Below are 17,574 nucleotides of genomic sequence, written 5' to 3' on the forward strand. Positions count from 1 at the left end.
TTCGATGTAGTGTGAATAACGGGCCAATCAGTTCTACACTCTGGACAAAACTTAAGACACTGGTGTCCGTCGTACGGTCATGCGACTCGAGGTCGACGAGGAGCGCCTCATCGAGACGATGGAAGAACAGGCCGAGATCGGCGCCACCGACGACGGCGGTCTCCACCGACTGACGCTGTCGGACGACGACGAGCGGATCAGAGACTGGCTCCGCGAGGAGATGGAGGAGTTGGGTCTCGACGTTCGGGTCGACGCGTTCGGGAATATGTTCGGTCGGCGCGAGGGCACCGAGGACCTCGATACCGTCCTCCTGGGCTCGCATCTGGACTCCCAGCCCTACGGCGGGATCTACGACGGCGCGCTCGGCGTCGTCGCCGCACTCGAGTTCGTCCGCGGGCTCGAGGAGGAGGGCATCGAGACCGCCCACCCCGTGGAGGTCGTCAACTGGACCAACGAGGAGGGCTCGCGCTACCAGCCCGCGATGCAGGGAAGCGGCGTCTGGGCAGGCGTCCACGACATCGACGAACAGTACGACCAGACCGACGAGGACGGCAACAGGTTCGAGGACGAACTCGAGCGCATCGGCTACAAGGGCGACGTTCCCGCGGAACCGACCGAGGAGTACGAGGCGTATCTCGAACTCCACATCGAGCAGGGACCGTATCTGGAGGAGGGCGACCACGACGTCGGCGTCGTCACCGGGATCGTCGGCTTCACCTGGGGCGCGATCACGTACCACGGCGAGGCAGACCACACGGGGCCGACGCCGATGGAGTATCGAAGCGACGCGTTAGTCGCCGCCGCCGACGTCATCACCCAGATCCGGCGGATTCCGGGCACGCTCGGCGAGCGGACCGTCGGCTCGACGGGCTACATCGACGCGAAGCCGAACTCGATCAACATCATCCCCGGCGAGGTCACGTTCACGTGGGGCTTTCGGGACCCCGACGACGAGATCGTCGAGGAGGCCTACCAGCGGGTGCTCGCCGAGGCGGAGGCCGCCGCCGAGCGCGAGGGCGTCGACTGGGAGTGGGAGGAACGGATGCGTGCGCCCGCCGTCGAGTTCGCCGATCAGTGTGTCGAGGCGGTCGCGGGTGCGGCCGACGACGCGGGCTACGACGCCAGACGGATCTTCAGCGGCGCGGGCCACGACGCGACCCACATGACCGAACACATGGACACCGGGATGGTGTTCGCGGTCAGCGAGAACGGCAAGAGCCACAGCGAGTCCGAATACACGAGCTGGGAGGACTGCCACGCCGCCGTCACCACCTACGTCAACGCGGCCTACGAGCTCGCGACGGAGGACCGATGACGACGTTCGACCGCGTCGGGATCTGGAACTGGGAGCGTCCCGACATCGAGGAGGAACTCCACTATGCCCAGTACGCAGAGGAGCAGGGTCTGGACTCCGTCTGGCAGGGCGAGTCCCGGCTCGTGCGCGACGCGATGACCGTGATGGGCGCCTACACCCAGGTCACCGACGAGATCGACATCGCGCCGGGCGTGACGAACTGCTACACCAGAAACGTCGCTCTGATGGCCCAGACGTTCTCGACGCTCGACGAGCTTTCCGGAGGGCGGATGAAACTCGGGATCGGCGCGTGGTGGGACCCGCTCGCGAGCAACGTCGGGATCGAGAGGGAGAAACCCCTCCGGCGGATGTGGGAGTACTGCACCGTCGTCAAGCGCCTGCTCGACCTCGAGAACGTCACCTACGAGGGCGAGACGCTCTCGGTCTCCGACATCGAACTCGACCTGGTGCGCTCGAACGCCGACGCCCGCGACGTCCCGATCTACGTCGGCGCGACCGGACCGACGATGCACGAACTCACGGGCGAACTCGTCGGCCTCGGGATCTGTGGCGGGGTGTTCATGAACTACCTCATTCCCCCGGAGCACAACGAGGAAGGCGTCGAGCGCCTCGAGCGGGGCGTCGAGAAACAGGGCGGCACCCTCGCGGACGTCGACCGGCCACAGCTCATCGCGGTCTCGATGGACGAGGACTACGAGACCGCCGTCGACAACGCTCGCCACCTCGTCACCCAGTACATCGGCCAGCAGCCCCACATCCGGAAGGCCTGTGGTATCGACCCCGAACGCGGCGAGGAGATCAAGGAGGAACTCGGAAGCTGGCCGGCGAGCGAAGCGGACATCGAGCGGGCATCGCGGCTCGTCGACGACGAGATCGTGACGAACGTCGTCGCAGCGGGCACCCCCGAGGACGTCGTCTCCCGCGTCGGCGACTACTGCGAGGCGGGCTGTACGGAGCCGGTCGTCTACTCGCTCGGCGACAACGTCGAGGAGGTCATCGACGTCTTCGCGGCCCACAAGGCGTCCTGAGACGGTCAGCTCTCGGTACCCGGCAACTATTCGGCGGTCCGCGTGTGGCCGGCCGGCCCCCACTCGGGGACCTCGCGGGAGACGAACTCGCCGTGGCCGGGTTCGCCGACGATCTCGCCGTCCGCTGCGACCAACTCGCCTCTGACGAACGTCTTCGTCACCTTCCCCTGGAGTTCGCGACCCTCGTAGATCGAGAACTCCGAGACGGAGTGGTTGTCGGCGGGGTCGATCGTGTAGGTCTCCTCGGGGTCGAAGAGGACGACGTCGGCGTCGGTGCCGGGCTCGAGCGTCCCCTTCCCTTCGAGACCGAACGTCCGTGCTGGGTTCGTACACATCACTTCGACGACGAGCGCGGGATCGAGGCCGCGGCGGTTGACGGCCTCGTCGTAGAACACCGGCAAACTGACCTGGAGGGCGTTCGCGCCGAAGGCGCTGTCCCACCAGTTGTCGACCTCCTTCTGGTCGAGACGGTAGCCACAGTGGTCCGTCGAGACCACGTCGAGGGTTCCCGAGCGGATGTACTCGAACATCGCCTCGATGTCGTCGGGTTTCCTGATCGGCGGCGCGATCATCGGGAGGTTCCCCATCTCCTCGAAGACGCTGTCGTCGAGCGTACAGTAGTGCGTACAGGTCTCGGCTCTGATCTGACTGCCGTCCTCGCGGTAGGAGTCGATCACGTCGGCGGCCGCCCGACTCGAGGTGTGGATGCCGTAGTACTGGAGCCCCGTTTCTTTGGCCATCCGGACCGCGTCGTCGGCGGCCATCGCCTCGACGTAATCCGGCCGCGACTTCGGATACCACTCGGGGTCGCCCTTCCCTTCCTCCTTGAACCGGGCGGTGAGTTCCTCGACGACGGAGTCGTCCTCGGTGTGGAAGACGCCGACGGCGCCCTCCTCGGCGATGTGCTCCATCGCCCGGCGCATGAAGCCGTTCGAGAGACCGTGTTCGTAGGTCGTGAACATCTTGAACGAGGTGACGCCTGCATCGATCACGTCCGCGAGTTCGTCGAACACCGCCGGGTCCTCGCGGGTGATCGCGCCGTGGAGCCCGTAGTCGACGAGGGCATCGGCGCCCTTCTCGCGCTTTCGCTCGACGCCCTCGAGGAGCGTTCCCGGCTCGTCCCAGAGGCTCAGGTCGCCGTCCCAGGCCTGCCACGCGAAGTCGATGTACGTGGTCGTTCCGCCGGCGGCGGCGGCGCCCGTCGCCGTCTCGTAGCTATCAACCGAGAACATGTCGTCGACGTGGACGTGGACGTCGACCGCGCCTGGAATGACGAACTGGCCGGTCGCGTCGACGGTCTCCTCGGCGTCGGGGAGGTTTTCTGCGTCCCCGACGGCGACGATGCGTCCGTCGTCGATGGCAATGGCTCCCGACGCGGATCCCTCGGCCGTGACCAACGTCCCACCGGTAATGATGCGGTCGACTACCATGTTCAGTGAGCACGCGGCGGCCGCATAAGGATTGTGATTGGCGTACCCTCGGAGAGTAATCACTCCCGATCGGAGCCGAACGGGCCACGAGACACCAGTATCGTAACGGCCCGACCGATCGAACTTCCGATCTTCGAGAACGGCCGGCGGACGCGACGACCGGCGTCCGGTCGCGCTGCCTGCCCGACGGGATGACGACACGAACCTCCCCCGTCCCGGCGCTACAGGTCCAACTCTTCGCCGAACCGCCCGTCGAACGCGATCGACTCGAGGGGCTCGCGCTCCTTTCGGCCCTCGAGCTCCCGTGTGAGGTAGCCGAAGCCGAGGACGGCCGTCAGTTCGTACTCTCCGGGCACCGCGAGCACGTCGACGGCGTCCTCGCCGGTGGTGTACAGACACGAGCCAACCCACCTCCCGGGCGACCAGTTGCATGTGTGTCGCCGTGCGGCCGGCGTCGATCCCGTTGTAGGGATAGGTGGGATCGGTACAAATGGCGACCGCGAAGTCCCCGTTTCGACCGGCTCGTCGGCGAACTCCCAAAAGGGCGTTCGTGCCGCGGGAGCGAGGCACACTGCCTAAGGCCCCGGCAGGAGAAGGGGCGGCCATGACCGACGACTCCGAGACGGGGACGATCGGCTCGATCGACGTAGACCATCCCGAGCGCGTCGGCGTCGGCGTCACCCGCGGCGAAACCGAACGCTCGATCGGCCGCCCACGGGACTATCCCGACCGGGCCGACCTCTCGGTCGGGACGGTCGAGGGCAGGATCGGGCTGACGGTCGACACGATGGCCGGCGACCACGGCACGGGCCACGCCGACGTCGAACTCACCGTCGGGGAAGCCCGCGAACTCCGGGAGCTACTCGAGGAAGCCCTCGAGTCGGTCGAGGAGTGAGCGCTAGTGGCCCTCCCGGCGCATCCGCCAGAGTTCGTCGAGGGTGATGACCTCGACGCCGTCGGTGCCGTCGATATGCTCGAGGAGCTGGTCGTACTCGTCGCGGTCGACGGTGTTGTCGAGATCGAAGTCGTGGAAGTTGAGGACCGTACACTGGCCGTACGCGGCCGCGTGATCGACACACTGCCGGCAGATCTCGAGGTCGTAACCGATCGTCCGGGGGAGGACGAGAGGGTCGAAGCCGTGGACGGCGGTGAGGTTGACGTTCCCGGCCTGGTTGTAGCCGCCGGCGTAGTAGTAGTCCGAAACGATATCGAGGACGGTCGCGTCGAAGCTGTTGTGGGGGAAGGTGATGAAGTTCGCGCCCTCGAAACCGCTGTTGACCGCCCACTGTTTGTCCGTCTCGAGGGCCTCCCGGAGGTCGCCGGGGTCCATCTCGGCGAAGCGGGCGTGGGTGCCGTGGGCGACGATCTGGTCGCCCGCTTGCTGGCGCTCTAAGAGTGCCCCGCGGGTCATCACGTCCTCGCGGGCGTTGCTCGTCCACTGGCGGACGACCGACTGGACGGCGTCGACGCCGTACTCGTCGTGCAGGGGGGCGACCTCCTCGTAGTAGGTCCGCAGGCCGTCGTCCCAGCCGAGGACGACGTACCCCGAGTCGGGCTTCCCGTGGGTCCGGATGTCGTCGACCCAGACCTCGGCGCCCTCGCCCGTGTGGTGAACCCGCACCTCGAGGCGGGCGAGGGAATCCATCTCGGGGGGATACTCGTCCTCCTCGAAGACGCCCGGAGCCGTCCGGAACCAGCCAACGTCGCGGGTTCGGTAGGCGATCGAGGGAAGCTGGTAGATCCGGCTGCTGCCGTAGATATCGACGAATCGGAGCTCGACGGCGATGTTCTCGGGCGTCGGCGTCCGGACGGCCATCGAGACGTCACGGTCGGTCAGGTCGGGGTTGTCGCCCTCGAGGTCGCGCTCGATGACCATGTTCGCGCCCTCCTCTTCCGTGTACAGCCGGACGCTCTGGGAGCCGGCGAAGACGACCTCGTCGTCGACCTCGGCCTCTCCCTCCGTGATCGACCACGAAGAGAGGTCCTCGAAGTCGTCGAAGGAGTCGCCGGGCCGGGCGTACTCCTCGCGGCTGTTGTACTCCGTCTCGAGGGCGAGTTCCAGATCCGCTACGTCCTCGTCCGTTTCGTTCCCACCCTCGTCGGTTCCGTTTTCCGCGCCGTTCCCGTCCGTTTCGTTTTCCTCCGTCTCGGTTTCCGTCCTGTTTCCGGTCTCGTCGCCGTCGGTCTCCGTGCCCTCGCTTGCGTTCGTCTCCGTCGTCCCTTCATCGGATTCATCGTCAGTCGGTTCGGTCCCGTTCCCGTTACCGTCCCCTCCGTCGCCGGCACAGCCCGCAATCGCGGTTACGGCCGTCGCTCCCCCGAACCCGAGCAGCCGGCGTCTGGTGGTCGATGGGTCGGCCATCGGTCACACTATACACGCGAACCGTTATCACGATACCGGCGACACCGACGGCTCGAGGGAAGCCGAAAACGGAGAGGAGACGGCAGTGGTGTCGGGACGGACGGGTCGGCACCGCTTCCGGAGAGCGGTGCCGGGCCGGAGCGGGCGTTGTGTGCCGGTTGCGACGTGAAAAGCGTCGGGTTCCGGCAGCCGTCGGTTCGGCCGCGAGCCCCAAAAGGCCCCCGGTTCCGGTCAGTACCGTCGGTCGGACAGCGCGGGGAACTCCCCTCTGACCTCCCGGACGCGACCGGGGTCGAGATCGGCGACGACCGTCGTCGGCTCGTCGCCGCTTGCGGCGACGGGCGTCCCCCAGGGGTCGTAGACGGTCGACTCGCCGACCAGCCGCTCGCCGCCGAAGCTTCCGCTGCCGTTGGCCGTCGCGAGGTACCACTGGTTCTCGATCGCCCGCGCCCGCGAGAGGGTCCGCCAGTGGTCGAGCCGGGGGTAGGGCCACGCGCTCGGGACGACAACGAGCGTCGCGCCCCGCTCGACGAGCCGGCGGTAGAGTTCGGGAAATCGGAGGTCGTAGCAGGTCGTCACGCCGACGGTAAAGGGGCCGATCTCCGCGGTCTCGAGGCGTTCCCCGGGGACGAGCAGCTCGCTTTCGGCGGACTCGTAGCCGAAGAGGTGGTGTTTGCGGTAGACGAGCCGGCGCTCGCCGTCGGAATCGAAGAGCACGGCGGTGTTCGCGAGCCCCTCGTCGGCGGGGGTCTCCACGTCGGGTTCCGCGTCGGCGGTCGCCGCGAGGTCCTCGACGACCGTCCCCGCGAGCACCGCGACCCCCCGGTCGGCCGCGAGCTCGCCGATCCGGGTCAGGGTCTCGCCGTCCAGCCCCTCGGCGGTCTCCTCGTAGCGATCGAACGCGAAGTAGCCCGCGGTGAACAGCTCCGGAAGCGCGACCAGGTCCGCGCCCCGGTCGGCCGCCCGCCCGACGGCCTCCATGGCCCGACGACGGTTGCCGGCGACGTCGCCGCCCTCGATCCGGAGCTGGGCGAGCACGAGGCGATACCCTCCGTCGCCGTCCTCGTCGATCATCCCTGCTCGCCCTCGAGGTAGGCCTCCAGATGGGTCCGGAGGTTCTCGAGTTCGCCGTCGAGGTTGCGCTCGAAGAACGTCTCGACGCCAGGCAGCCGGCCGTCGACGACGAACGTGTTCTCGAGGCGACAGCCCTCGTCGGTCGGCACGATCTCGTGTTCGCCGGTCACCGTCATGGCCTTCGACTCCCCGCGGAACTTCACGTACTCGGGCTCCCTGCGAGTCACGTCCTCGGTCTCGATCGGCACCGTCTTGCTCACGAACGGAATCGGGAGTTCGACATGCCAGGTGGCTCGTCGCCCGTCCGCGTTGACGGAGTAGTCCTCGACGACGCTGATCGCCCGCGCACGGTTCTCGGGATCGACGATGAACTCCCAGACGCGCTCGGGCGAGGCCGTCACTTCGAACGTCCGTGTTACCCGCACGGTCATGGGACTCTCTCCGGGAGACGGGGGTAAAAAGACCGTGACTGCACTCGCTTTAGCTCTCCGTCACTCGCCAGGTCGTCGAGCGGGCACGGCCCCACTTCTCGATCTCGACCTCCTCGCTTTTCTCCGCGAGGTGGGGGAGGCGCGCGCCGACCTGTTTCGAGGAGAGCCCGATGGCGTCAGCGATGTTCTTCGCCCGGAAGTACTGTTCGCCCCGGGCTGCACTCTCGCGGAGGTACGAGAGGATTCGCCGTTCGTCGTCGGAATAGTCGGTCATCCTTTCGGTGTAATAGGGTCGTGGTCGTCTTAACTCTTGGCAGGCGATATCGGCCGCTGTGACCGATGGCGTCTGCCGACCGACGGCTCACTCCCAGAGATGGATGCCGACGACCGCGATCGAGCCGAACGCGACCGCCGCGGCAAAGGCCAACCCCGCGTCGGGCGAGGGCGCAAGCACCGCCATCCCGACGGCACCCAGAGCCGCCAGGACGCCGAAGACCACCGCGAGTCCCGTCCCCTTGTCGGTCGTCGTCTCCGTTGGTACAGCCATGCGCCGGCGTTGTCGGGCCGATCTCTTAAACGCACGCATTCCACCCCGCCGACCTGTCGGTTGCCGGCAGCGAAGCTACAAGCCCCTCGCTTCCCTACGCACCCCATGCAATCGGTCAAACTCGGTCGCGTCGAAACCGTCCTCGAGGACCTCCCCTACCCGATCTCCCGCTCGGACGCCGGGAACCGCCTCGCGGGGACCACGCTCCTGTTCGCCGACGGCGAGGCCGACCTCGGCGGGCTCGTCGCCGAGATGGGCGTCGAACGGTTCGAGTCGGCGGGAGACCTCGAGGCCGAACTCCACACCGTCCTCCCGCGGGAGGCCGTCGGCGAGCCCTACCAGTCCGAGGGCGAGGGATAGCGAACGTGTGGCTTAAGGCGGGCGAACCGCCTACTCCGATGCGATGGAATTCTGTGACGACTGCGGTTCGATGATGAAAGCCGACGACGGCGAGTGGGTCTGTGGGAGCTGTGGCTTTACGAAACCGAGAGGCAGCGCCGAGTCCTACACCGTCACCGAGGACCAGGAGGCCTCCGAGATCATCGAGTCCTCCGGCGAGAACTCCCTGCCCGAGACCGACGCCACATGCCCCGAATGCGGCAACGACCGGGCGTACTGGTACATGCAACAGATCCGCTCGGCCGACGAGTCCGAGACCCGTTTCTTCGTCTGTACCGAGTGCGAACACAAGTGGCGCGAGGACGACAACTGACGGACCGATCGTTCTTCCGTTCGGGCCGGCCTTCAGCCGACCGCTCGCGCGAAAAACGTCGATGAAAAAGCCCGAGCGCGGCCGCCGGCCGCGCTCAGGAACCCGCTCGCTTCGTTCGCGGTAGACGGTACCGCTTCGGCACCCACCGGTTCTACACCGGACCATTTCTCCGCTACAACCCCGTACCGCCCCGCCTCAGCGTTCCACTCCGCTATCCGTTCCGTCCGATCGTGAGATAGCCGGTGTGACCCACCGGCGCGGTCGAGGGTCGCGAGCCCCGCTCGTCGAACTGCATCTCGCGCTGGATCGTCTCGTGGGTCCGAACGCCCGAAAGCCCGACCTCGCGGGCCGTCCCGGCGACCGCTCGAGTGGACTCGATAAAGGGGCTGTAGACGGCGACGAAACCGCCGTCTACGAGCAGGTCGGGCGCCCGCTCGACGACCGACGGGGCGTCCTCGGTGTCGAGCGTGAGCACGTCGAAGGGGGCTTCGAACGTCCCCGCTTCGACCGCCTCGAGGACGTCGCCGGTCCGGACCTCGACGGCATCGGAGACGTTCGCCAGCGCCATGTTCTCGCGTGCGACCTCGGCGAACTCGGGGTCGCGTTCGTAGGTCAGTATCGAGGCGCCAGCCCGCGCCATCGAGGCCGCGAGCACGCCCGTTCCGGTGCCCGCGTCTAACACCCGGTCATCCACCGACACGCCGGTCTCGCCGATGACGAGCCCCACGTCCCGGGGGATCATCGGCGCCCCGGTCCGCTCGAAGTGATGGAAGAGATCGGGTCCCCGGAGTCGTCTGACGCGGAACGCCGTGCCGAGATGGGTCTCGATTACAGCCCCTGGCTCGACGCCCTCGGGCACCTCCAGAACGCCGAGATCGGTACCGAACTCCTCTCCGGGTTCGACGAGGAACTCCCGGTCTTCGTCCTCGGCGATCACCAGGACCGTCACGGCCGGCGCTCGCGTGCGCGTCCAGTCGTCGCTCCGGCCTCGATCCGTCGCGTCGCCCGATCCGCGATCACTCGAGGTACTCGACGGCCGCCGCGAGGTCGCCGTCGTGGCGCTCCAGGGCCGCGCGGGCCTCGCTCTCGGTGGCACCGGTCCGGGTCGCGACGATCTCGACGTCGTCGTCGGGGATCGCGTCCTCGCCGCCCTCGAGGGCGGGCTCCCCGCTCTCCTCGCCGGCACCCCGCTCGCGCTCCTCGGGCGAGCCGATGACCTGGTAGGTCTCCTGGCCCCGGGCGTCCATCCTGGTGACGTCCGGGCTCGAGAAGACGAGCTCGGTGTCCTCGGTCCGGATGATCACCTCCTCGGCGTCGAGCTCGTCGACGTCGATCCCCATCTGTTTCATCATCTGTTCCATCTTCTGTGGGTTGAACCCCCCGCCGCCTCCTCCGAACATGCTCGACCCGTCGGCGGCCGCGGCAAAAAGGATACCGAACGTCCGACAGTGGGACGAACGGCGACGGAGACTGTCGCCGTCCGTCCCCCCGTCCTCAACCCGCGAACCCGGCGAGTTCCTCGTTCAATTTCTCGGTTTCGTCGGCGGTGAGGCCGTGCCCGCTGTTCTCGAAGCGGACGAGTTCGGCGTTCTCAATGCCCTCCTCGAGCACCTCGCCCGTGATCTCGATGGGCGTGATCTCGTCGTGGACGCCGTGACAGACGAGCGTGGGAACGGTGATGTCGGCCATATCCAGCCGGAGGTCAGCGTCGCGCCAGGTCTCCGCGGAGGCGACCGTCGCGACGCCGGAGGCCTCCATCCCGAGGCTCCAGGTCCAGTCCATCATCTCGTCGCTCTGGTCGGTGTGAAAGAGCATCCCGTCGAACTGGGCGTTCATCGCCGCCCGGTCGGTCCGGGCGCCCTCGATGAGCGGGTTCACGTCGGACTCGTCCAACCCCTCGGGGAAGTCGGGTTTTTCGGTGAGACACGGGCTCGCGGCGGCGAGCAGCGCGAGCTTTCCAACTCCGGCCTCGTCGTGGCGGCTCATGTAGTGGGTCGCGATCCCCCCACCCATCGAGAACCCTGCGAGGGTGACGTCCTCGAGTTCGAGGGCGTCGAGGACGGCCTTCACGTCGTCGGCGAAGCGGTCGTAGCTGTACTCGCCCGCGGGCTTGTCGGAGTTCCCGTAGCCGCGGAGGTCGATCCCGATGCACCGAAACCCCTCTTCGAGCAGGTCGTGGTACTGGTATTCGAACATCCGATGGCTGAGCGGCCAGCCATGCAAGAACACGATCGGATCGCCGGAGCCGAGGTCGGAAACGTACAGCTCCGTTCCGTCGTCGGCGGTCACGTAGGACATGCGACGGCACCCACATCGAGCAGCAGTATAGAGCCCGGGCCTACATGGGCCGGCGTTCCCATCAATTACTTGTCCTTCGGTGATGAGGGGTTCGTATGGAGTTTCCCGATCTCTCGCCTCGGGTCCGCCGTGGGCTCTGTCTAGGGATGACCTCACTGTTCGTCGTCCAGGCCGGGCTGGCTCTCCTCGAGCGGGGCTCGATCTCGTGGGGACTGATCGCGGCGTTCGGGGTCGTGACCGCCCTCCTCGTGGGGCCGGTCGCCTGGGCCGCCCGGGACCGGATTCCCCGGGAACGACGCGAGAACCTGGGCTACGCCCTCGCCGGCCTCGCTGTCCTCTCGATCCCGCTCGTGGTCGGCGTCGGCCTCGTCACCGGCACCGTCGGCCTCTTCTACTACGAGGGACTGATCGGGACCTGGATCGGCGCCGTGATCGTGGTTCTCGCCGAGGAGACGGTCGTCCCCGAACGGCTCCGTGAGCCAGCCCGGTAGGGGGCGACGGTCTCCCGATCAGTCCATCTCGACGGGCCCGATCTCGGGCTCGCCCTCCCCGTCGATCGAGACCGACAATCCCCAACAGGCGTCGCGAAACTCCTCGACGGCGACGCCGCCTTCTTCGACCTCGACGGCCACGTCGTAGCGGCCGCCGTTGGTCAGGGCGTCCTCGAGCCGTGCGACCCCCTCGTCCTCCAGCGGGAGGGACTCCTCCACGACGGACTCCCGGCAGTGATCGACCACCGTTATCGTCGCCGTCCGCGGGGAGCCCTCGTTGGACACCCGAATCGAAACGGGATCGCCCGCATAGCAGTCGTGTTGGGTGTCGCCGAGGCCCGCCAACGGGCTGACGTACCCCGTCGCGAGTCCGTCGTCCGTGAGCACCGCGGCGTGGCGATAACAGGCCGTGCCGACCCAGCCCCCGGAAAGCTCCTCGTCCCCCTCGACGGTTACGGTCACCGACTCGAGGTCCGCGGCTGCCCCTACGTCCTGCTCGATAGCGCGCTCGCTGGCCCCGAGGGAGTACGACCCCTCGAAGATCGGTTCCTCCCCCGATGTGATCTCGACTGCGGCGGTCACCGCGCCCTCGCGCTCGTTTGCAACGACGAACGAGGGAGTCAGGTCCTCGTGACAGACCCCCTCGTTCTGGTCTACCCTATCGAGGAGGGCGCTCGAGAGCGGCTCGGCGTCGGGGCCACAGTTCCCGTCGGGTTCCGGGACGCTCGCCCCGTCACCGTCCCCGTGGGTTCCGTCGTTTTCGTCGGCTCCATCGGTTCGATCGGTTCCGTTCGCCTCGGTCGGGCTATCGTTCCCGCTGGCGTCCGTCCGGTCGTCACCGTCTTCATCGACTTCCGTCCCGCCGTCGGTTCCATCGGTTTCCGTCCCACCGGAGGCGTTCTCGCCGCCGTCGTCGGGAGCACGGTCTCCGATCCCCTCCGACCCACTGTCGAGACAGCCGGCGAACGCAACGCTAGTCCCCCCGCCAAGGCTGGCGAGGAGGGCTCGTCGGTTCATGCCCGTCTCGAGACGAGCAACGGGTAAAACGCTCGGGGAGAGTGAAACGTCCGTTTCAGCTATCCACAACTCCCTCGCGGACCTTGACCGCCATCCCGGTCTCGAAGTCCGCGATCGCCTCGGCACCGAGTTCGGCGCGTCCGACCGCGAGCAGGTCCCCCTCCTCGTGGACGACGAGCACCTCGTCGCCCGGCCGGATCTCCTCGCCGACCTCGCGGACGAACTTCGCGAAGACGTTCTTGCCGTCGCGGACGAACGGCTCGCTCTCGTCGTCGACGACCACCCGGTAGGCGGGGGGCTCGAGGACCGCCTGGAGCCGGCGTCCGCCCTCGATTCCGAGGGTGAAGCGGCCGTCGGTGCCGAAGGAGACCAGCCGGCCCTCCGGCGCGTGGACCTGCTGGGGGCGCCCGGATGAGCTCCGGCTCACCGACAGCGACTCCGGGAACCCGAAGAGGGCCTCGCCGGCTCCCCGCCCGAACTGGTAGTCGGCGATAGTCGCGAGCTCCCCTATTCCCCCCGTCACAGCAGGTAGGTCTCGTGACGTTCGCCCAGGTCCTCGAAGGAGTCGGCGGCCTCGATCAGTTCCTCGGCGGTCGAGGACTCGAAGGCCATCACCTCGACGCGGACCCCCTCGTGGCGGAGATGCGAACAGAGCCGCGAGAAGTCGCCGTCGCCGGTACAGAGCACGAGCGTGTCGATGTGGTTCGCGAGCGTTATCGCGTCGAGGCTCATCCCGACGTCCCAGTCGGCCTTCTTCGAGCCGTCGGAGAACGTCTTGATCTCCTTGATCTTCGGCTCGAAACCGATGTCGACTAAGGCCTCGAAGAAGCTCTCTTCTTCGGGCGAATCCGCCCGGATGACGTAGGCGATGGCGCGGGTGAGCTGGCGGCCGGAAACGCCCTCCGCGAGGAGCTCGGAGTAGTCGATGTTCCGGCTGTAGATGGTCTGGGCTGTGTGATAGAGGTTCTGAGCGTCGGCGAGAACGGCGACGCGCTGTCCGGGATGACTCACTGACATGCGAGAGCGTGCGGACGCGAGGGCCAAAACAGCTTCCTTCGATCCGGCCGGTCAGCTCCGGAGGCGCTCGATGCGCTTCTCGACGGGCGGATGGGTGGCGAACACTCGCTCCATGAGCCCGCGCTCAGAGTTGAAGATACAGAGGGCGGCCGTGCTGTCGTCGATGGTCGACTCGCGGTTCTCGGCTCCCTTCGAGATCTTCTCCAAGCCACGGGCCAGCGGGTCGCCGCTGCCGATGGCCTGGCGGGCGTCGTCGTCGGCGACGTACTCGCGGTACCGGGAGATGGCCATCACCAGCACCGTGACGAGCATCTGGGCGATCATCGAGAGGATCCAACCCACGACGAAGCCGCCGGGATTGTCCTCGCCGGCGAACATGTAGACGAGGTAGACGGCGTAGCCGACCATCATCCCGATCGAACTGCCGACCGTCATCGCGAGGACGTCCCGGTTCTTGATGTGTGCGAGTTCGTGGGCGACGACGCCCTCGAGTTCGTCGCGTTCCAGCAGACGGATCAGCTCCGGCGAGAGGACGACGATGCCCGCGCCCTTCCGGCCGGTCGCGAAGGCGTTGGGGACGCCCATCTCCCGGACCATCAGTTTCGGCTTCTCGATACCCATGTCCCGGGACAGTGACTCGGTCATCCGGTGGATCTCGGCGTACTGGCCCTCCTCGGGCATTTCCTCCGCCCCGCGGGTCGCGCTCCAGGTCCCGATCTTGTACTGGACGACCGGGAACGTCACCAGGAGCAGGAGGACGATCGGCCAGGCGCCCGTCCCCAGGAACGAGATCCCGACGAGCCCGACGAACAGGTACAGCGCCGCCAGCAGCGAGCCGACGACGAACATCCGCATCTTCAGCCCGAAATCGGTCATGTCGTGCGATTAGGCCCCATGAGGGGATAAAACGTGCGGAACCCATTTCCTGCGGTCCGTGGGATCCACTCGGAGGGAATTCCGATCCCGGAGTCGCCACGGTAGGCGTCCGAGCGCTCGCGGCGGAACCCGACCGATCGATCGGAACCGGACCTTCGAATCGGGTCGTGACCGGGAGCGAAACGAATAAGCCGACTCACGAACCATGTCGGGGCATGCGAGACGTCGCCTCCCGCCGACGGCGGACGCGTCCGAGCGGCGTCTCCCCCTTCTCCAAACCGAAAAAACGCGTCTGAGAGCGCTCGCTGCGGGCTGGCACCCCGTTTCGGGCGCGTTCGGGACCGACTTCGGACCGCGAGGCGACTACGGCGAACCCACAGGATCCACCCATGACAGACATCGACTTCACCGGCGTCTTCCCCGCGATGACGACGCCGTTTCACGACGACGAACGCATCGACTTCGACCAACTGCAGGCAGACGCCCGACGCCTCGAGCGTGCGGGCGTCGACGGCCTCGTCCCCGTCGGCTCGACCGGCGAGAGCGCGACCCTGACCCACGACGAACACGTCGAGGTCGTCGAGGCCGTCATCGAGGCGGTCTCGGACGTCCCCGTGATCGCGGGCACCGGGAGCAACAACACCCGCGAGGCCCTCGAGCTCTCCGAGCGCGCGGCCGACGCGGGCGCCGACGGCCTCCTGCTGATCTCGCCGTACTACAACAAGCCCGAACAGCGCGGCCTCGTCGAACACTACCGGACGATCGCCGACGCCGTGGACCTCCCCCAGATCGTCTACAACGTTCCGTCGAGGACCGGCCGAAACATCGAGCCCGACACCGCGGTCGAACTCGCTGCCCACGAAAACATCACGGGCTACAAGGCCGCAAGCGGCGACCTCGGCCAGATCGGCGAGGTCGTCGAGCGCACACAGGGGGAGGACTTTTCGGTCCTCTCGGGCGACGACGCGCTCACCCTCCCGATGATCTCGGTGGGGGCGACGGGGACGATCAGCGTCGCCGGAAACGTCGAGCCCGAGCGGACCTGCGCGATGGTCGGCGCGGCACTCGACGGCGACTACGAGCGCGCACGGGCGCTCCACCACGAACTCGGCGACCTCTTTCGAACCCTGTTCGTCGAGACCAACCCGATCCCCGTCACCGAGGCGATGGCGATCCGGACCGACGCCGCGCCCGTGCTCCGGCCGCCGCTCACCCGGCTCTCAGAGGAGTACCGCGAGGAGCTCGCGGCGGTCTTGGAGGGGCTCGAGGACGAGACAGTCACCGAAGCCGACGCCGCCAGCCCCCGATGACGGTCGCGGTGGGAGTCACCGGCGCGACCGGCCGGATGGGCCGGGAGGTGCTCGCGGCCGCGGGCCAACGCGGGGACTGCGAGATCGCCTTCGCGGTCTCGGAGAGTGCGGACGCCGGCACGACCGTCGAGGGATACGAGGTCGAACCCGCGGGGGAACTCGAGGACCTGGTCGCCGACCGGGAACCGGATGCCGTCGTCGACTTTACGGTACCGGAGGCGACCGCGGGCTACGCGGCGGCCTGTGGGGAGGCGGGGGTGTCGTTCGTCACCGGAACGACAGGACTCGGAGCGGACGAGATCACGGCCCTGGATCGGGCGAGCGACGCGATCCCCGTCCTCCACGCGCCGAACTTCTCCAGGGGCGTCTCCGTTCTCGTAGAGGTCGTCCGCGAGGCCGTCGGGAGCCTGCCGGGCTACGACGTCGAACTCGCGGAGACCCACCACAACGGGAAACGGGACGCGCCGAGCGGGACTGCGGAGCGCCTGCTCGAGACGATCGAGGCCGAGGGCGACTTTTCGGGGCGAAAACACGGCCGGGAGGGCGACGACCCTCGCGTCGAGGGCGAGATCGGCGTCCACGCGCTACGGGCGGGCGCGATTGCGGGCGAACACGAGGTCCTGCTGGCCGACGACCACGAGGAGCTTCGACTCACCCACCGGGCCGCCGACCGTGGCGTCTTCGCCGCCGGCGCCCTCGACGCGGCGGTCTGGCTCGCGGACCGGGAGCCGGGGCGCTACGAGTTCGCGGACGTCCTCGGCTGAGGGATCGGACCCTATTTGGGCTCCGGTGTGCCATTCCCGAATATGACGAACGCACTCGAAGCCGAGATCGCGGCACTCTGGGAGCGAACGGAACGCGGCGAGATCGACGCGGCATCGGCGGGAAGCGAGGAACTCGCTACCCTGGAGGCGTTTCTGGAGGCCTTGGAGGGCGGCGAGGTCCGGGCCGCCGAGGCCCAGGACGGGGAGTGGGAGGCAAACGAGTGGGTCAAACAGGGAATCTTGCTCAACTTCTCGCTCCGGGAGAACCGCGCCTTCGAGTACGGCGGCGTCGCCCACTACGACGTCCTTCCCCTTCGAGACACCGAGGATCTGGGCGACCGAGGGACCAGAAACACCCCCGACGGGACGACGGTCCGCCGGGGCGCGCATCTGGGATCGGACTGTATCATGATGAGCCCGAGTTTCGTCAACATCGGCGCCCACGTCGGGAGCGGTACGCTCGTCGACTCCTGTGACACGGTGGGCTCGTGTGCCCAGATCGGCGAAAACGTCAAACTCGGCGCGAACACCCTCATCGGCGGGGTTCTGGAGCCCGTCGAGGACGCGCCGGTCGTAGTCGAGGACGGCGTCTCGCTGGGCGCGGGCTGTCGGGTCACCTCGGGGTTCGTCGTCGGCGAGGGAAGCGTCGTCGGCGAGAACACGCTGCTCACTCCCCGAATTCCGGTCTACGATCTCGTCGGGGAGGAGATCCTGTTCGGCGAACTCCCGCCCGAACGCCGCGCCTTTACCCGGTTCGTCGAGTCCTCGGTCGGCGACCACGACCTCTTTTCGGGAGGTGCGTACAAGCCCGCTGTCGTCGCGACCGATCTCGAGGACCGGACGCTCGAGGCCACCGAGCGTGAGGCGGCGTTACGGGAGTGAGATCTCGTCGCACACCGCCG

General features: G+C 67.6%; 23 protein-coding genes. 9 read left to right on the forward strand and 14 right to left on the reverse strand.

What is annotated here, in order from left to right:
• Nucleotides 1–79: 79 nt before the first annotated feature.
• Both DVH23_RS15100 and DVH23_RS15105 read left to right on the forward strand, forming a co-directional pair.
• Nucleotides 80–1,315, forward strand: a complete 1,236-nt coding sequence (locus DVH23_RS15100; protein ID WP_114578263.1) for a Zn-dependent hydrolase — start codon at nucleotides 80–82, stop codon at nucleotides 1,313–1,315.
• A complete protein-coding gene (locus tag DVH23_RS15105; protein ID WP_114578264.1) occupies nucleotides 1,312–2,343 on the forward strand; it encodes an LLM class flavin-dependent oxidoreductase in 1,032 nt (343 codons plus the stop codon). The genes DVH23_RS15100 and DVH23_RS15105 overlap by 4 nt, the downstream gene beginning before the upstream one ends.
• A 26-nt stretch (nucleotides 2,344–2,369) precedes the next feature.
• On the opposite strand, the gene DVH23_RS15110 is transcribed toward DVH23_RS15105, so the two are convergent.
• Both DVH23_RS15110 and DVH23_RS23605 read right to left on the reverse strand, forming a co-directional pair.
• The gene (locus DVH23_RS15110; protein WP_114578265.1) at nucleotides 2,370–3,773 is read right to left on the reverse strand and encodes a dihydroorotase family protein; all 1,404 of its coding nucleotides are present in this window, start codon (nucleotides 3,771–3,773) and stop codon (nucleotides 2,370–2,372) included.
• 221 nt (nucleotides 3,774–3,994) lie between these two features.
• On the reverse strand, nucleotides 3,995–4,345 hold the full coding sequence (locus tag DVH23_RS23605; protein WP_157972410.1) for a hypothetical protein: 351 nt from the start codon (nucleotides 4,343–4,345) through the stop codon (nucleotides 3,995–3,997).
• A gap of 32 nt (nucleotides 4,346–4,377) precedes the next feature.
• Between DVH23_RS23605 and DVH23_RS15115 the strand changes: the two genes are divergently transcribed.
• The gene (locus tag DVH23_RS15115) at nucleotides 4,378–4,668 is read left to right on the forward strand and encodes a hypothetical protein (protein WP_114578266.1); all 291 of its coding nucleotides are present in this window, start codon (nucleotides 4,378–4,380) and stop codon (nucleotides 4,666–4,668) included.
• A gap of 3 nt (nucleotides 4,669–4,671) precedes the next feature.
• Here DVH23_RS15115 and DVH23_RS15120 read toward each other — a convergent pair whose 3' ends face one another.
• From DVH23_RS15120 to DVH23_RS15140, 5 genes are all read right to left on the reverse strand, one after another.
• Nucleotides 4,672–6,135 carry a polysaccharide deacetylase family protein gene (locus DVH23_RS15120; protein WP_114578267.1) on the reverse strand — a complete coding sequence of 488 codons (1,464 nt, stop codon included), beginning with the start codon at nucleotides 6,133–6,135 and terminating at the stop codon, nucleotides 4,672–4,674.
• A 231-nt stretch (nucleotides 6,136–6,366) separates the two neighbouring features.
• Nucleotides 6,367–7,209 (reverse strand): carbon-nitrogen family hydrolase, encoded by an 843-nt coding sequence (locus tag DVH23_RS15125; RefSeq protein ID WP_114578268.1) that lies wholly within the window; start codon nucleotides 7,207–7,209, stop codon nucleotides 6,367–6,369.
• Entirely contained in the window at nucleotides 7,206–7,640 is a 435-nt protein-coding gene (locus tag DVH23_RS15130) for an SRPBCC family protein (RefSeq protein ID WP_114578269.1), read from the reverse strand. Before DVH23_RS15130 ends, DVH23_RS15125 begins: the two co-directional genes overlap by 4 nt.
• Nucleotides 7,641–7,689: 49 nt before the next feature.
• On the reverse strand, nucleotides 7,690–7,914 hold the full coding sequence (locus DVH23_RS15135) for a hypothetical protein (RefSeq protein WP_114578270.1): 225 nt from the start codon (nucleotides 7,912–7,914) through the stop codon (nucleotides 7,690–7,692).
• Between the two features lie 87 nt (nucleotides 7,915–8,001).
• Nucleotides 8,002–8,187, reverse strand: a complete 186-nt coding sequence (locus tag DVH23_RS15140; RefSeq protein WP_114578271.1) for a hypothetical protein — start codon at nucleotides 8,185–8,187, stop codon at nucleotides 8,002–8,004.
• A 105-nt stretch (nucleotides 8,188–8,292) separates the two neighbouring features.
• On the opposite strand from DVH23_RS15140, the gene DVH23_RS15145 reads away from it, so the two are divergent.
• Nucleotides 8,293–8,547 carry a hypothetical protein gene (locus DVH23_RS15145; RefSeq protein ID WP_114578272.1) on the forward strand — a complete coding sequence of 85 codons (255 nt, stop codon included), beginning with the start codon at nucleotides 8,293–8,295 and terminating at the stop codon, nucleotides 8,545–8,547.
• A gap of 43 nt (nucleotides 8,548–8,590) precedes the next feature.
• The gene (locus DVH23_RS15150) at nucleotides 8,591–8,899 is read left to right on the forward strand and encodes a transcription factor S (protein ID WP_114578273.1); all 309 of its coding nucleotides are present in this window, start codon (nucleotides 8,591–8,593) and stop codon (nucleotides 8,897–8,899) included.
• A gap of 211 nt (nucleotides 8,900–9,110) precedes the next feature.
• Here DVH23_RS15150 and DVH23_RS15155 read toward each other — a convergent pair whose 3' ends face one another.
• The 3 genes from DVH23_RS15155 to DVH23_RS15165 all read right to left on the reverse strand — a co-directional run bounded on the left by DVH23_RS15155 (nucleotide 9,111) and on the right by DVH23_RS15165 (nucleotide 11,197).
• Nucleotides 9,111–9,848, reverse strand: a complete 738-nt coding sequence (locus DVH23_RS15155; protein WP_114578274.1) for a methyltransferase domain-containing protein — start codon at nucleotides 9,846–9,848, stop codon at nucleotides 9,111–9,113.
• 67 nt (nucleotides 9,849–9,915) lie between these two features.
• Nucleotides 9,916–10,299, reverse strand: coding sequence for a nascent polypeptide-associated complex protein (locus tag DVH23_RS15160; protein ID WP_114578275.1), 384 nt, complete (start codon nucleotides 10,297–10,299; stop codon nucleotides 9,916–9,918).
• A 94-nt stretch (nucleotides 10,300–10,393) separates the two neighbouring features.
• Complete coding sequence (locus tag DVH23_RS15165) at nucleotides 10,394–11,197, reverse strand: alpha/beta fold hydrolase (RefSeq protein ID WP_114578276.1); 804 nt, start codon at nucleotides 11,195–11,197, stop codon at nucleotides 10,394–10,396.
• A 95-nt stretch (nucleotides 11,198–11,292) separates the two neighbouring features.
• Between DVH23_RS15165 and DVH23_RS15170 the strand changes: the two genes are divergently transcribed.
• Nucleotides 11,293–11,688 carry a hypothetical protein gene (locus tag DVH23_RS15170; protein WP_114578277.1) on the forward strand — a complete coding sequence of 132 codons (396 nt, stop codon included), beginning with the start codon at nucleotides 11,293–11,295 and terminating at the stop codon, nucleotides 11,686–11,688.
• Between the two features lie 18 nt (nucleotides 11,689–11,706).
• On the opposite strand, the gene DVH23_RS15175 is transcribed toward DVH23_RS15170, so the two are convergent.
• The 4 genes from DVH23_RS15175 to DVH23_RS15190 are packed head-to-tail and all read right to left on the reverse strand — an operon-like array spanning nucleotide 11,707 to nucleotide 14,598.
• A complete protein-coding gene (locus DVH23_RS15175) occupies nucleotides 11,707–12,705 on the reverse strand; it encodes a hypothetical protein (protein ID WP_114578278.1) in 999 nt (332 codons plus the stop codon).
• A 55-nt stretch (nucleotides 12,706–12,760) separates the two neighbouring features.
• On the reverse strand, nucleotides 12,761–13,228 hold the full coding sequence (locus tag DVH23_RS15180; RefSeq protein ID WP_114578279.1) for a PUA domain-containing protein: 468 nt from the start codon (nucleotides 13,226–13,228) through the stop codon (nucleotides 12,761–12,763).
• Nucleotides 13,225–13,722, reverse strand: a complete 498-nt coding sequence (locus tag DVH23_RS15185) for an NYN domain-containing protein (protein WP_114578280.1) — start codon at nucleotides 13,720–13,722, stop codon at nucleotides 13,225–13,227. Before DVH23_RS15185 ends, DVH23_RS15180 begins: the two co-directional genes overlap by 4 nt.
• A gap of 51 nt (nucleotides 13,723–13,773) precedes the next feature.
• Entirely contained in the window at nucleotides 13,774–14,598 is an 825-nt protein-coding gene (locus tag DVH23_RS15190; RefSeq protein ID WP_114578281.1) for a M48 family metallopeptidase, read from the reverse strand.
• Between the two features lie 389 nt (nucleotides 14,599–14,987).
• On the opposite strand from DVH23_RS15190, the gene dapA reads away from it, so the two are divergent.
• From dapA to DVH23_RS15205, 3 genes are read left to right on the forward strand one after another with little or no spacing between them, the layout of a single operon-like run.
• Complete coding sequence (gene dapA, locus DVH23_RS15195; RefSeq protein WP_114578282.1) at nucleotides 14,988–15,908, forward strand: 4-hydroxy-tetrahydrodipicolinate synthase; 921 nt, start codon at nucleotides 14,988–14,990, stop codon at nucleotides 15,906–15,908.
• On the forward strand, nucleotides 15,905–16,672 hold the full coding sequence (dapB, locus tag DVH23_RS15200; protein ID WP_114578283.1) for a 4-hydroxy-tetrahydrodipicolinate reductase: 768 nt from the start codon (nucleotides 15,905–15,907) through the stop codon (nucleotides 16,670–16,672). The genes dapA and dapB overlap by 4 nt, the downstream gene beginning before the upstream one ends.
• Before the next feature lie 42 nt (nucleotides 16,673–16,714).
• Complete coding sequence (locus DVH23_RS15205) at nucleotides 16,715–17,554, forward strand: 2,3,4,5-tetrahydropyridine-2,6-dicarboxylate N-succinyltransferase (RefSeq protein WP_114578284.1); 840 nt, start codon at nucleotides 16,715–16,717, stop codon at nucleotides 17,552–17,554.
• Nucleotides 17,555–17,574 lie beyond the last annotated feature (20 nt).

Origin of the sequence: Saliphagus sp. LR7 (assembly GCF_003344565.1) — an archaeon.
Lineage (GTDB): Archaea > Halobacteriota > Halobacteria > Halobacteriales > Natrialbaceae > Saliphagus > Saliphagus infecundisoli.

What these genes read in the sequence shown, in the direction of transcription:
- DVH23_RS15100 (WP_114578263.1), top strand. Translation starts at nt 80, where the DNA reads ATGCGACTCGAGGTCGACGAGGAGCGCCTCATCGAGACGATGGAAGAA.
- DVH23_RS15105 (WP_114578264.1), top strand. Translation starts at nt 1,312, where the DNA reads ATGACGACGTTCGACCGCGTCGGGATCTGGAACTGGGAGCGTCCCGAC.
- DVH23_RS15110 (WP_114578265.1), bottom strand. Translation starts at nt 3,773, where the DNA reads ATGGTAGTCGACCGCATCATTACCGGTGGGACGTTGGTCACGGCCGAG.
- DVH23_RS15115 (WP_114578266.1), top strand. Translation starts at nt 4,378, where the DNA reads ATGACCGACGACTCCGAGACGGGGACGATCGGCTCGATCGACGTAGAC.
- DVH23_RS15120 (WP_114578267.1), bottom strand. Translation starts at nt 6,135, where the DNA reads ATGGCCGACCCATCGACCACCAGACGCCGGCTGCTCGGGTTCGGGGGA.
- DVH23_RS15125 (WP_114578268.1), bottom strand. Translation starts at nt 7,209, where the DNA reads ATGATCGACGAGGACGGCGACGGAGGGTATCGCCTCGTGCTCGCCCAG.
- DVH23_RS15130 (WP_114578269.1), bottom strand. Translation starts at nt 7,640, where the DNA reads ATGACCGTGCGGGTAACACGGACGTTCGAAGTGACGGCCTCGCCCGAG.
- DVH23_RS15135 (WP_114578270.1), bottom strand. Translation starts at nt 7,914, where the DNA reads ATGACCGACTATTCCGACGACGAACGGCGAATCCTCTCGTACCTCCGC.
- DVH23_RS15140 (WP_114578271.1), bottom strand. Translation starts at nt 8,187, where the DNA reads ATGGCTGTACCAACGGAGACGACGACCGACAAGGGGACGGGACTCGCG.
- DVH23_RS15145 (WP_114578272.1), top strand. Translation starts at nt 8,293, where the DNA reads ATGCAATCGGTCAAACTCGGTCGCGTCGAAACCGTCCTCGAGGACCTC.
- DVH23_RS15150 (WP_114578273.1), top strand. Translation starts at nt 8,591, where the DNA reads ATGGAATTCTGTGACGACTGCGGTTCGATGATGAAAGCCGACGACGGC.
- DVH23_RS15160 (WP_114578275.1), bottom strand. Translation starts at nt 10,299, where the DNA reads ATGTTCGGAGGAGGCGGCGGGGGGTTCAACCCACAGAAGATGGAACAG.
- DVH23_RS15165 (WP_114578276.1), bottom strand. Translation starts at nt 11,197, where the DNA reads ATGTCCTACGTGACCGCCGACGACGGAACGGAGCTGTACGTTTCCGAC.
- DVH23_RS15170 (WP_114578277.1), top strand. Translation starts at nt 11,293, where the DNA reads ATGGAGTTTCCCGATCTCTCGCCTCGGGTCCGCCGTGGGCTCTGTCTA.
- DVH23_RS15175 (WP_114578278.1), bottom strand. Translation starts at nt 12,705, where the DNA reads ATGAACCGACGAGCCCTCCTCGCCAGCCTTGGCGGGGGGACTAGCGTT.
- DVH23_RS15185 (WP_114578280.1), bottom strand. Translation starts at nt 13,722, where the DNA reads ATGTCAGTGAGTCATCCCGGACAGCGCGTCGCCGTTCTCGCCGACGCT.
- DVH23_RS15190 (WP_114578281.1), bottom strand. Translation starts at nt 14,598, where the DNA reads ATGACCGATTTCGGGCTGAAGATGCGGATGTTCGTCGTCGGCTCGCTG.
- dapA (WP_114578282.1), top strand. Translation starts at nt 14,988, where the DNA reads ATGACAGACATCGACTTCACCGGCGTCTTCCCCGCGATGACGACGCCG.
- dapB (WP_114578283.1), top strand. Translation starts at nt 15,905, where the DNA reads ATGACGGTCGCGGTGGGAGTCACCGGCGCGACCGGCCGGATGGGCCGG.
- DVH23_RS15205 (WP_114578284.1), top strand. Translation starts at nt 16,715, where the DNA reads ATGACGAACGCACTCGAAGCCGAGATCGCGGCACTCTGGGAGCGAACG.